The sequence below is a fragment of the Rhodococcus sp. NPDC059969 genome, from assembly GCF_042738325.1.
Classification (GTDB): Bacteria; Actinomycetota; Actinomycetes; order Mycobacteriales; family Mycobacteriaceae; genus Rhodococcus_F.
Window position 1 is genome coordinate 14,816 of sequence record NZ_JBHWUF010000014.1, and the last position, 12,883, is coordinate 27,698.

General features: G+C 60.6%; 12 protein-coding genes. 2 read left to right on the forward strand and 10 right to left on the reverse strand.

The genetic code is table 11. The features are described from left to right. The first annotated feature begins 178 nt into the window (after positions 1-178). Positions 179-1,126, forward strand: a complete 948-nt coding sequence (locus ACFWAD_RS27245) for an aldo/keto reductase (RefSeq protein WP_317556799.1) — start codon at positions 179-181, stop codon at positions 1,124-1,126. A gap of 1 nt (position 1,127) precedes the next feature. Here ACFWAD_RS27245 and ACFWAD_RS27250 read toward each other — a convergent pair whose 3' ends face one another. The 10 genes from ACFWAD_RS27250 to ACFWAD_RS27295 form a co-directional block, all read right to left on the reverse strand. Continuing rightward, a complete protein-coding gene (locus tag ACFWAD_RS27250) occupies positions 1,128-1,898 on the reverse strand; it encodes a hypothetical protein (RefSeq protein ID WP_283302988.1) in 771 nt (256 codons plus the stop codon). 136 nt (positions 1,899-2,034) lie between these two features. After that, positions 2,035-3,246 carry a hypothetical protein gene (locus ACFWAD_RS27255; protein WP_378549512.1) on the reverse strand — a complete coding sequence of 404 codons (1,212 nt, stop codon included), beginning with the start codon at positions 3,244-3,246 and terminating at the stop codon, positions 2,035-2,037. Positions 3,247-3,314: 68 nt separating this feature from the next. After that, positions 3,315-4,664, reverse strand: a complete 1,350-nt coding sequence (locus tag ACFWAD_RS27260) for an aspartate aminotransferase family protein (RefSeq protein ID WP_378549515.1) — start codon at positions 4,662-4,664, stop codon at positions 3,315-3,317. 48 nt (positions 4,665-4,712) lie between these two features. After that, on the reverse strand, positions 4,713-5,699 hold the full coding sequence (locus ACFWAD_RS27265; protein ID WP_378549518.1) for a phosphotransferase: 987 nt from the start codon (positions 5,697-5,699) through the stop codon (positions 4,713-4,715). A 13-nt stretch (positions 5,700-5,712) separates the two neighbouring features. After that, on the reverse strand, positions 5,713-6,669 hold the full coding sequence (locus ACFWAD_RS27270) for a phosphotransferase (RefSeq protein WP_378549521.1): 957 nt from the start codon (positions 6,667-6,669) through the stop codon (positions 5,713-5,715). Further along, complete coding sequence (locus tag ACFWAD_RS27275; protein WP_378539160.1) at positions 6,666-8,072, reverse strand: amidase; 1,407 nt, start codon at positions 8,070-8,072, stop codon at positions 6,666-6,668. The genes ACFWAD_RS27270 and ACFWAD_RS27275 overlap by 4 nt, the downstream gene beginning before the upstream one ends. Next, entirely contained in the window at positions 8,072-9,316 is a 1,245-nt protein-coding gene (locus tag ACFWAD_RS27280; RefSeq protein WP_378549524.1) for a M20 family metallo-hydrolase, read from the reverse strand. Before ACFWAD_RS27280 ends, ACFWAD_RS27275 begins: the two co-directional genes overlap by 1 nt. After that, positions 9,309-10,850 carry a sodium:solute symporter gene (locus tag ACFWAD_RS27285; protein WP_378539162.1) on the reverse strand — a complete coding sequence of 514 codons (1,542 nt, stop codon included), beginning with the start codon at positions 10,848-10,850 and terminating at the stop codon, positions 9,309-9,311. The genes ACFWAD_RS27280 and ACFWAD_RS27285 overlap by 8 nt, the downstream gene beginning before the upstream one ends. A gap of 1 nt (position 10,851) precedes the next feature. Beyond that, the gene (locus ACFWAD_RS27290; RefSeq protein WP_378549527.1) at positions 10,852-11,130 is read right to left on the reverse strand and encodes a hypothetical protein; all 279 of its coding nucleotides are present in this window, start codon (positions 11,128-11,130) and stop codon (positions 10,852-10,854) included. 11 nt (positions 11,131-11,141) lie between these two features. After that, entirely contained in the window at positions 11,142-11,891 is a 750-nt protein-coding gene (locus ACFWAD_RS27295) for an inositol monophosphatase family protein (protein ID WP_378449106.1), read from the reverse strand. Positions 11,892-12,102: 211 nt separating this feature from the next. Between ACFWAD_RS27295 and ACFWAD_RS27300 the strand changes: the two genes are divergently transcribed. Then, positions 12,103-12,864 carry a GntR family transcriptional regulator gene (locus tag ACFWAD_RS27300; protein WP_378549530.1) on the forward strand — a complete coding sequence of 254 codons (762 nt, stop codon included), beginning with the start codon at positions 12,103-12,105 and terminating at the stop codon, positions 12,862-12,864. Positions 12,865-12,883 lie beyond the last annotated feature (19 nt).

A 12,883-nucleotide genomic window follows, 5' to 3' on the forward strand; every position in this document is an offset into this window, starting at 1 on the left:
GCTCCTATCAGCAGTCCATCGAAGAATTCAGTATTTGAGGCCATACCCAACACCGACGGCGGCAATCACGATCCGATACATTTTTCGGCGAACCTGGCGAGGGCGCGCCATCGTCAGGGCCGTGAGAGGGTACGGTGCGGGATGCAGCGACCACCTTCATCGACGGGAGTTCCACACAGTGGCGATCATCGGAAATTCGGACCTCGACATCTTCCGACTTAGCTTGGGCGGCAACCCTTTCGGTTGGACCGCAGACGAGAAGACGTCCTTCGAGATCCTCGACTCGTTCGCCGAAGCCGGTGCAAACTTCATCGACACCTCCGACTCGTACACGGCGTCGGCTCCCGGAAATTCCGGTGGGGAATCCGAAACGATCATCGGGAAATGGATCACCGATCGGGGACTGCAGAACGACATCGTCGTCGCCACCAAGGTGGGTAGCCATCCCGATTTCAAAGGGCTGAAGGCAGACAACATCGCAGCCGCTGCAGAGGCGTCGCTGCGCCGTCTGCAGACGGACTGCATCGATCTGTACTACGCGCATTTCGACGACCCGCAGACTCCGCTCGAAGAAACGCTCGAAGCCTTCAATGCCTTGGTCGTCGCGGGCAAAGTTCGCTACCTCGGAATCTCCAACTACAGCCCCGACCGCATCCGGGAGTGGTTGCGGATCACCGAAGAGAACGGTTACGCCGCGCCGATCGCGCTGCAACCGCATTACAACCTGGTGCACCGTAAGTCGTACGAACCTGAACTCGCCGAGATCGCCACCGACAACAACATCAGCGTCTTCCCCTACTTCGCTCTCGCCTCCGGCTTCCTGACCGGAAAGTACAAGACCCGCGCAGACATCGAAGGCAGCTCCCGCGAACGACTGACCGCTGGATACTTCAGCGACGCCGGACTCGACGTCGTCGCAGAACTGGCGACAATCGCACAGGCACACGACAGCGAGATCTCGACAGTCGCCCTGGCCTGGCTGCTGACTCGACCGGGCATCACCGCACCGATCGCGAGCGTCAGCCGGCCGGAGCAGCTCCCCGCGCTACTGGACGCCCCGAACCTCGTGCTGTCGTCGAATGAACTGGACACGCTCGAACGGGTGTCGGCGGCAGTCGGCGCCTAGATCAGGCAGTTTTGAGATGGGCACCGAGAGCAGTGTTATTGATCGTCCAGAACGACCAGCCGTCATGGCTCTCGGTGTCGCCTGAAATGTGACCGGTGACGGCATTGGCGGCCGCGGTCGGATCGGGGAATCGGCGGCCTTCCATCGGTCCGCGCATGATCTCGACCACCTCGGTGGTTTCGTCGAAGCGTCCGACCCAGCGGTATCCGTGGCAATCAGCCGTCATCTCGAGGCGATTGTCGACAACTTCGATCTCCTCGACTCCGCTGGCGCGCCGCTTCTTCGCCGCGACCGGCGAAGCCTTGCGCTTGGCTGCGACCGGTGTCTCGACGTGAATGCTCGGATCCTTGACGGCAGCGAGGCCCAGAGCGTCCCAACGATCATGGCCGTGCACGACGCGTCCGCGCGGGATCGCATGATGACCGGTGCGATTGCGTCCGGGGCTGTCCATGATCCACAGGTCGACCTCGGCACGGATGTCGTCCGCGACCTCGTTGGAGGGCAGCATGAAGAACTCGTGCGGATCTGCTGCCAGGTCCACGAACACCCAGAACTCGGAGCGCGTGTCGTCACTCTCGAGCGACTCGTCTTGACGCCTGGCCTGCCAGTCGCCTTCGAGCTTCGAACGCACTCGGACGATACGACTGGTGCCGTCTGCACCCGTCACCTCGACGGGATTACGACGCGAGTGCGTGAGCCGGACGGCTTTGCCCCCACGCTGCGTAGCTTCGGAAATGAACGCATTGATGCCGCGGCTTGCGGTGTCTTCCATGATCGACCTGTCTTGAAGCGGATACGCCCGCATCACCGGATCGGCACGGGGTCGAGCAAGGAGCGAATTCTCGGCCTGTTCTTCGATCGTACGGCCGGTCAGTACCTCCGACCTTACAGCTCCGACGTCGGCCTGACTACGGCGCCCGACGCTCGTTCCCAGAGGTCAGCAGTGCAATGTCCCCGTAAAGAGCAGCGCGGTGAGCGAACATCAGCTCTTCCACACCGTCGAATTGATCCCCGACGTAGTGCGTGTTTGCGGCCGAAAGTTCACGTGAACCGGAGCGCGCAAGTAGGTCGTCGATCCGGCTGTCGAGGCTCGCTGCATGCGCAACCGCGCGCTGCGAACTCAACTGATCCTCGGCCCGTGCGACCAGGTCACCGATCCGCGCGAGCGCCGCGACGCGTTCGACCAACTGGTCCCAGACCGCGCCGAGCGCTTCCTTGCGCGAAGCGATCCCGGCTCGGGTTCCCTCGTCGCGTGCCAACGCAGCCGCGTCGTCCAACTCCGCGAGAATCGAACGCAGCGCTACGGTATCGACCGCGATCTGGGTGATCTCGTCGGCCAGGTCGAGTTGATTGCGTTGAATGACAAAGTGGTCGGAATGCCATGCGCTGGAGCTTTCGATCCGGTCGAACAGATTTCCGGCGAGGTAAAGCAGAGCGTCGTACTCCCCTGCACGTCCTTCGGGCTCGGAATCGACCAGTCCGTCGAGGACCTCCGCGATCCGCCTACCCGCGTCGGCGATGACACCGGTTCCCTGGACCTTCCCCAGCTGGGCGGCAAGTTTGTCGAGCGCAGCGTTTCCACCACTTGCCACGACCCCCAACCCCACCGGCAGCTTGGCTGGAACCGGGGTGCGGGTGAGCCCGGCGAAAAGCGCCTCACGTTGCTCGACGTCGAGATGAAGGCCGTCGCGGCGGTCCTTGCGAATGGCACGGACGCTGCTCGCGAAGTGACGATTGGAATGCACTATCGCCGAACGCATCGACTGCACGCGCTTGTCGAGCGTCTGCACCCGCCGTTCGAGGACTACCTGAACAGGACCGATGCGGGTCGCGAGCAGTCTGCGTCTGGTGCGGGCCAGTTCGTCGGTGAGGTAGCGCAACTCCGAGAAGCCGCCGATCTCCGGGAACGAGCGCCCGACACTGCGCCGGTTCGCCAGGATCGATCGCGTCGACTCGTCCGCAAAGCCACCGGCAATCAGCAGTGCGACGTCGTCGGACAACTCCGGCCGGTTCGACTCGACGGTCCCCGCCGCACACCACTCCCTCACCCGCGTGGAGATGAGCGTTCGCCGTTCGGTCACCGACGCCACGACAAAGACGTCGTCAGTTCCGTCTGTCATCTCACGCCTCCTGGTGGTCGCCGGTTACCACTGTTCCAGAATCTGCCCGAACGCGCGCCGACCCTCCGTTACGCGACCAACACCATCTCGAACCGTGTCAGGAACTCGTCGACATCCGAGGCCGATATCGGGAGCGGTGGCCGAATCTTCAGAACGTTGCCGTGTCTGCCTGTCGCCGAGATCAACACACCGTGTGCACGTAGTCCGTTGACAATGTCGAGCGCACCGGACGGATCTGGTTCGCCCGAATCCGCATCGACCACGTCTACCCCGACAAACAACCCGGCTCCACGGATCGCACCCACGCGCGGGTCGCGGTGTGCAGACGTCCGCAACCCATCGGTCAAACGAGCCCCCATCACTGCTGCATTCTCGATCAGCTCTTCTCCCCGAATCACGTCGAGCACCGCCTGCGCCGCAGCAATCGACACGGCATTCCCACCGAACGTGTTGAAGTACCGAAGCTCGCCCGCCGTCAGCTGGACCAAATTGTCACCAAGCACCACCCCGGCGAGAGGTACGCCACCGGCCATCGGTTTTCCGAGAGTGACGATATCTGCGACGACCCCATGCCTCGCGAACCCCCACATACCGGACCCCAGCCGACCGAAGCCCGGCTGCACCTCGTCCGCGATGAACAGACCACCCGCTTGGTGCACCTGATCGACAGCCGTTGAGAGGAACGAGTCGGTCAATACTCCGTCGGAAGCAAATATCGTGTCGACTAGTAGTGCGGCTACACCGATGCCGTCGCGGTTCAGTCCGTCGATGCACTCTCTGACACGGTCAGCGAACCAGGATTCTCGGTCGATGTCCGCTACGACACGAGGATCAGGCAAAGGCACGACACGGACCCATGGTTCATCGCCCGAATCAGCGGAACCCATCGACGGCGAGCACGCGGCAATGTTGATCGTGCCTCCGTGATAAGCATTTTCGGTGACGATGACACCGGTATTACCCGTGGCTTCCCTCGCGATGCGCAGGGCAAGATCGTTTGCCTCCGATCCCGTACAGGTGAACATCACAGTGGAGAGCTGACTCGGAAACGTGGACACCAGATCTTCGGCGTACTGAACAATTTCCTCGTTCAGATATCTTGTGTGAGTGTTGAGTTCGGCGATCTGTCTACGCACGGCGTCGACGACCTTGGGGTGCGAGTGTCCCACGCTCGCGACATTGTTGTACATGTCGAGGTACGACGTTCCGTCACGATCGTAGAGCCGAAGTCCCTGTGCTCGAACGATTTCCACCGGATTTCGATACATCAACGGCGACGCCGGGCCGAGAACATCCGCTCTACGCCTGATGAGATCTCGTGTCCGCGCGTCGAGTCCTGCAGCGTCTTCGGGCACGTAACCGTTTGCGTCGAGTGGCGAGACACGTGATGTTCTCGCATCGTGAAAGTGAGCCGTCATCAATTCCTCCGAAGTGGGTGTACGAAATAGGCTGGCCAACCGCACCGTTCACACCGAGTCAAGCCACAAGGCCCATCTCGGATCGGACATCTTCGAGCGGGCACGCATCAGTTTCCACACTCCGTATTTGTGATAGTCGAAATCCCAACCCGAATTGAGTCGATTGTTGATGCATCCCCACAGGCCCCATTTGACATCTGCCAACGCCCCGAACAAGTGAACACGCGACACGACGGACCACTCGCTGCTTCCGTAAAAGGCGTCTATCAGTTCCAACGTCCGGCGCTCGTCGAAGAACATTTCGGTGACGAAAATCGCCAGCTCATACGCTCTGTCGTTGTTGGCTGCGAATTCGTAGTCGACAAGTTTGAGCGGATGCCCTTCCGAATACAGGAAGTTTCCCGGCATCGGATCGTTATGGCACGGAACCAGATCCAGACCGGAAGCCAACAAGGCAGACTTTGCGGTGTGATACTCACGCTCGATCAGGGCGAAGTCCCGAGGAAGCATCACGCCGTGTTCGCGCGCTTGATCGAGATGCTCGTCGATCATGTCGAAAATCGTCTTCGTCAGGGACATCAGCGGGGCCGAGTGCAGTGTCCGATACAGGTCGACGATCTGCAACGCGATCTCCGGACGCTTGAGATCTCCGTTGGTGCAGCCGCGATACCCTTCCATGTACTCGATCACCTCGATTCCCGTCCGATGATCGAACAGGATCATCTCCGGAGCTATTCCCAGCGAACCCGCCAGCATCGCGGCCTCGTTCGCCGCAACGCGATCGACAAACGACTCGCTTCCGGCACCGGGAATCTTCAAGAAGTACCGGCGGTCGATGCCCTCGACAGTGATTCGCCAATTACTGTTCTGCAGGCCACCGTGCACCGGCGCGTATCGGATCTCGCGTCCGCGCCAGTCGGCGATCGAAGCCAAGGCCTCTTCGACGCCCCTCTCGAAATCCGTTCGAGCAGTACCACACACACGCTCGTCGGCCATGCAGTGCGTAAGGTCAGGTTGCTGAGTATTCTCGGTCATGGTCATCCTTGCCTCACAGGTTTCGGACTCGGTCGTCGAAATGCGGATCGCGCAAACCGATTCGCGCACGTAGGAATTGCCAGTCTGCGAACTTCGAGTACTCCAATGTTCCCGGTCGAATCACATCGACGAAGGAGCCGATGAGACCCCACTTCAGCGAGTCCGCAATCCCGTAAATGCGGCTACGATCGAACAGGCTTGAATCCCATGCTCCCCAGTACATTTCGAAGACAGGGCGCGCCTCGAGATCGGACGGAGCCAACTCCGCGAGTAAGACGCCGAGATCCTGCAGCGGATCCATCATCGCCGCGCAATCCCAATCGACCAATCTCAACGATGCGTCTTCTTCCACGACCATCACATTCGACACATTGCCGTCGCCGTGGCACGGAACAACGTCGAATCCACTGCTCGCTATTCGTGATCGGGCAGGATCCAAGGCCCGAAGCATCCAGTCCAGGTCAACTGGCAGTGACGAACCGGCGTGCTGCGCGATGAGCAAGGCAGCATCGAGATCGTCGAAGACCGTTGATGTTCGCGTGAACGGAGGCAGCGCGTGGACTGCCCGTCGCAGATGCACCAGACGTTCGATCGCCTCGACGTCATCGAAGAGATCAAGAGTCGCCGTCGATGCCATCTGCCCTAGATCGTCCATCACCAGCACTCCTGTTGCGGCATTCGAGTGGCGGACTCGAGGACCGATACCCGCTAGTCCCGCTGCGACCGCAGCGCGGAATGACGCTCCGACATCGACGTACTCGAGCGAATGCTGCTGCATGACTTTGACGAAGACCCGGTCACTGCCAACCGAATCCGGCGTTGCGTCATCGACGATCCAATGATCGGAGTCCGCGCCCCACCAACTCGGGCTGGCCATGACCGGCGATCCAGCGTCCAGTCTTACTTCGGTGTCGAGAAACAGCCCACCTGCCGACAATTCTTGCTGAACAAGCTGTTTGGTGTCAGTCATCGGACTCCTCCGGATACACGTAGCGTGACGTCAGGCCACGTCATGTCGAAAGGCCGCCTGTCCTCGAGCCACTTGGTCATCGCGAGAACATCAATGTCCGCAAAACGTGATCCGACGATCTGCACCCCGACTGGGCAACCGTCGACCATTCCGAAACACACCGTCGACGCCGGCTGCCCGGTCTGGTTGAACCACGCTGTGAAACTGCAATGCGCCAAGGGCCGTTCGGGGTCGAGACCGACCATATCTGCGTCAAATCCCACCACCGGAATGACCGGGCTTATCACGAAGTCGTATGGCTCGAGATGCCGTTGGAGCCGTGCCTGTGCCGTGTTCACCGCGTCCAGATCGCGTGAATAGTCGGTAGCGCTCGCGAGCGACGCCGGTTCAGCCCACTCGGACACTGCAGCAATCACTTCCGCTCTCCGTTCCTCAGGTATCGACTCCCACTCCGCCCGGGCGCGAACCTGGAACAATCGATCCAGTGGTGCATAGGGATCGGAATCGAACGGCGGGGTCACCCTCGTCACCTTTGCCCCCGCCGCCGCGAGTACCTGCGCCGCAGCATCCACCACGGCAACGACCGCAGGTTCTGCTTCGTATCCGTAGCCCATTCCTGTCATCACGCCGATTCTCAGACCTCTCACCTCTGTCTCCCAGCGGGATTCGTCGATGGACTGCGCTGGGAGTGACCAGGCGTCACGGCTGTCAGGGCGCGCGATGGCCCGGTACATGTCGACCACCTCGTCCACCGTCCTGGCCATCGGACCCGGTGAGCGCATCATCGAAGACGGTAAGTGCGGAATCCTCCCCTGCGTTGGTTTGAGTGCGACCAACCCACAGTGTCCAGCCGGCAATCGCACCGAGCCGGCGATGTCCGTGCCCACCGCGGCATATCCGATGCCCGCCGCAAGGCTCGCACCTGCTCCGGCACTGGAGCCACCGGTGTTGCGTGAGAGATCCCAGGGATTGCGAACAATGCCGTACAGCGAACTGACGCCGGCGGCCATCATGCCGAAGTCAGGCATCGTCGTTTTGCCCACGATGACGGCGCCTGCCTCCTTCAATCGCGCCGCGGGCGGTGAATCACTCTCGGCATCAGGAACATCCGAGTGCGCTGCGCTCCCGTGGCGCCACGGCATACCGACTGCGTTGACGCTGTCCTTGATGGTGACCGGGACTCCGTCGAGACTGCTCAACGGGGTGCCGGCAGCCCATCGTGCCGCCGATTCTGCGGCCGCCGATCGGGCGCCGTCCACGTCGACCATCGCCATCGCATTGATCGACGGATTGACAGCGTCGATCAACGCGAGAGTTGCACTCAATGAATCCACGGGCGTGAACTCACCGGTTCGGTACCCCTCAACGAGCGACGACATGTTCTGCGGAAGTACCTTGTCCATCACGATTGCTCCTGTTCCGACGACAATCCTTCTACTACAAGCCGTTCGAGCACACCCGTCAACATGTTCAGTCCAGCGAACAGATCTTCGGGTTCGGTGTATTCGTTCTCCGCGTGCGAGATGCCGCCGACGCTCGGCACGAATAACATCACCGTCGGCACCAGGTCTTTGAGATTGATCGAATCGTGTCCTGCTCTGGTGAGCATTCTCCGAGCGCTCAGCCCCAATCCGCCGGCAACCGATTCGGACAACTCGATACCGGCGAGATGGTAGGAAGTGCTGGGGCGCAGCGAACCCGATTCGATGTCGACGGAGACTTCGCCCAGCGCTTCGATATCGGCTTTCGCCTGCAGGAACAGCTCATGAGCCTTGTCGAGAGCCGCTTCCTCACTTGACCGGATGTCCACTGACATGACTACGTCGGACGCCACCACAACAGGTGAGTTCGGTTGGACGGTCAATCTACCGATCGACGTGAGAACAGCCCCCGCAGGGAACGCCGACGCCACCTCACGAACCGCGACGATCATCTGTGCTGCGCCGAGGAGCGCATCCCTACGGTCTTCGATCGACGTCGCGCCGGTGTGTGCCTGTTCGCCGCGAACTCGGACGAGATACTTGCGCACTGCCCAGTTGGCGGTGACCACGCCGATCGAGATCCCCTCCTCTTCCAGGACTCGCCCCTGCTCGATGTGGATCTCTGCGTATGCACTGCACTCCGGCGGCTCGTCCGAACCCAGGTAGCCGATATCCCTGAGTGCGCCGCGGACCGTCCGACCGTCCGAATCGACGGTGTCGAGGACCTCATCAGCCGCGAATTTCCCGGTGAAAACCCCACTGCCCATCAAGCTGGGGCTGAATCTGCATCCCTCCTCGTTGAACCAGTCGACGACGGTGAGGTTGAAGGACGGTGTGATACTTCCGGCAGCGACTCGTTCGGCCACAACGGCGGCAGCATGCGCCCCGGCAAGAACGCCGAAGGCTCCGTCGAAGCGACCTGCCTTCGGCTGACTGTCGAGGTGTGAGCCGACGAAGACGTGCGGAGCGCCTTCGATCCATTCGAGGGAGCCGAAAAGGTTGCCCACTGCGTCGACGCGGCAATGGAAACCATTCTCCGTCAACCAGATACGAAACCAGTCTCTGGTCTGCCCGTCCGCCGCGCTTCCGGCTTGACGTTCCACTCCACCTCCCTCGGTGGCGCCGAATCTCGACATCGCGTCGAAGTCTGCGAGGAAATCAGACATTCGTTACCCTCACCGAGGAATCCTCCACCTTGGAGACATGATTCGGAACAACCGAACGAGCGGCGATCTCGAACATCTCTTCCACCCGAGTTCGCTCGGCCGCCGAGATACCGGTCAGAGCGGAGACGACCAGGAACACGATGAGATTGACGGCCATTCCGACTACACCGCCGGTCAGTGAGCCAAGTCCGGCGATGTCATCCGGGTAGATGAAGGTCAACACCAACGCAATCCCGAAACCCGACAGCATGCCCGAAACTGCCCCGTACTTGTTGCCACCCCGCCAGAAGATTCCGAAGAAGAGCGGAACGGCCAACTGGACTACGCCCTGGTAGGAGATTTGTGCAAGGAGCTGCAACCGAGTCATGTCGTACGTTACATAGGCCACCACTCCGGCCAATGCCATGAACCCCACCATGCTGACTTTTGCGACCACGGTAAGCGCCGAATCCGAAAGTTTGCGCTTGTCGGAGTTGACGAGATCGTTCGCAATTTGCAGACCACACACCTGGACACTTCCGTCGATGTGGCCCATCGACGCCGCGAACACCATTGTCACACCCAGACCGAGTAGCCAGGTTCCCCCGTACGACTCCATGATCGTGAACCATGCAGCCTGCGGGTTTGCGATGACCTCCGGCATCTGGGATGCGGCGATACCCAACAACATCAACAGCGTGTAGAACACACTCGAGATCAACACGGTACGTATAGTCCCCGCTTTTACTGCACGGACTCCCGACGCGGTGTAGATCCGTTGGAAACTCATCGGCCAGCACAACGATCCGACTACGCCGGTGAAGATCAGGCTGAAGAGGTAGAACGGACCGTAAGCGTCGCCGTCGCCGGGCACCCGCAGGAATTCGATCGGGACCTGCGCCAGCGCACTCATGCTGATCGGGCCGCCGGCGACGCCGGACAACAAGACCAGACATACAAGTGCTGCAATCACGTACGCGACGATCCCTTGGAACGCATCGGTCATGATCAACCCACGCATGCCCATCTTCACTGTCCAGTACTGACGGATCAGGATCAGCGCCAACCCGACAAGCAAGCAGGTGGTCACCGACCATCGACCCTCACTCGCGTATTGAAATACCTCCCCCAGTGCCTGCATTCCGAGAACCACCCACGGGAAGACCGAGACGATTCCGATGAGACTGGCGATCATCTTCACCGAACGTGAATTAAACCGCAAGCCAAGAAGATCCGGCTGTGATCGAAGGTTGTATCGGGCACCCCATCGCCACGCCCTTGTAGCCATGAAGTACATCATCGCGACACCGAGACTGGAGTAGGCGAGGCCGTAGAATCCGAAAACTCCTGCACCCGCAGCCATCCCGAAGAAAGCGATGAATACCGCGCCCGGCCACCAGGAGTTCACGTAGCACATGGCCACGTACCACGGGCCGTAGCTACGGCCGCCGACCGAGTATTCCTCGAACGTCGGCTTCGTCTTCTGCTGAGTCGCATAGAGAATGAAGAGCACTCCGGCGTAGAACAACGCCAGCATTCCGAGCATGATTGCCATGTCATTCTCCATTCGGACCGGCCGGCGTCAGCGCCAGCTCTTCGTCGAGTTCACCGCGAAGGTCTTCGACCAGGTACAAGCCCCATAGGCCCAACCCGAGAACCAGCGCGTCGAGAATCCAGTACATGATGCTGAACGGGATTCCGAACACCAGCGTCGAAACTCCACTGCCCCAGAGGTAAAGGGGCGGGAAAAGTGCAAACAGCAGCGCAATACCGTAAACGGACCCGAAGAACACCATGATCTTTCGGTGACTGAGCCCGCGGATGAAATCCTTCATCGGACCTTCCCTCAGTTGACGAGCTGGCGAATGGAGTCGTGCAGATGACCGTTCGATGCAATTCCGTTGCCACAGTCGAAGTTCCGACGACCGTCGAGACTCGAGAAGCGACCACCCGCCTCTTCGATGATCACCGGCATCGGCGCGAGGTCGTAGGCCTTGGTCGTATAATCGACGATCGCATCGGCGTGCCCGCAGGCGACCATCGCATAGCCGTACGCGTCACCCCAGGTGCGGAGAATGACGCCCCGCGAGTTGAGATCGCGGATCGTATCCGGCTTCCAGTCCTCGAGCCACGTGGCCATCAGATACGCGCCGTCGAGATCCGTCCGGTCGGAGACAGCGGCGGGCTCGTCGTTTCTCCAGCATCCACCGCCCTTTTCTGCTGACACGAGCACACCGGCGCTGGGCAGATTGATCGCCCCGAATGTAATTTCACCCGCCTCTTCGTATGCGAGGAGGTTCGCATAGAGCGGCACTGAGTGGACAAACGACTTCGTTCCGTCGATCGGGTCGATGATCCACCGATTTCCGCTCGAACCCACGACGTCGTCGAACTCCTCGCCCATGATGCCGTCATCGGGGAAGTTCTCGGACAAAGCATCGCGAATCATCTGTTCGATCTCTTGATCAGCCTGGGTGACGGGCGATCCATCCGACTTCGTGTCGACCCGAAGCGTCGACTTGTCGAACCAGTGCCTGGCAAGATCTCCTGCTTCTCGAGTAATCGCCAACGCGATCTCGGCACGGGTCGAAAGCATTCGATTCACTGCTGGTGCCCTCCATTCCCTGAATAGGAGTCCGAAACCGACGACTTCGGACTCCCCAGAGATTCGGGCTAGACCATTTCTGGTTCTCTCACCAATTGTTAACGGCGTGTTACAGATCACACTTCGTGTTGTGGTGGATCGGGTGCCTCACTAGTTTTGGGGTTCAACGAACTGCCGTATTGCGAGGTCACGCCATATGTCGATGATGGAGCAGACTCGATCTGCGCTGTTACGGCTCGCTCAGGAACTCGAAGGACGCTCCGTGGGCAAGTTCCCGCCCGAGCGCGAACTGGCAGCACGACTGGGGACATCTCGCACGACAGTGCGCAGCGCACTCGACGCGCTGGAACGTGAAGGATTGGTACATCGGGTCAAAGGCCGAGCAGGCGGCGCCTTTCTCACCAGCGTCCACGCAGACGCCCCCACTCCGGAGAACGCACGATCCCTGTGTGCCAACCGACGACTGTCCCGAAATCTGAATACAGTCATGGGCGTACCGCAAATGCTCCAGGAACAAGGATTCCAGGATGGCACGAGAGTGCTGTCAGCACGTCTGGAGCGGCCCAGCCCGCGAGCCGCCCAGATACTCGGAGTTTCCCCGGACCGCGATGTGATTTCCTTGTTGCGCTTACGATTTGCCGACGGTGACACGTTGTCGCTGGAACGGATGTATCTGGGCGACCCCGGATGCCGCGATCTGCTCCGAACACACATGGATTCCGTCTACGAAGCCCTGCGTTGCAAATTCGGAATCGACATCTCGGCCACCGACGAATCCATCGAACTGGCAGAAGTCAGCTCCTCGGTGTCGACGCTTCTCGGACAACCGATGCCGGCCCCGGTGCTCAAGCTGGAACGAATCGGCTACGACCAGCATGAGCGTCCCGTCGAGTACTCGGTAGACCTGTTCCGTGCCGACCGAACACGACTGAGCGTGAGCACGCGGCCGGGACACCGTGTGTGAGCCCAGGCCGACCCTGCCC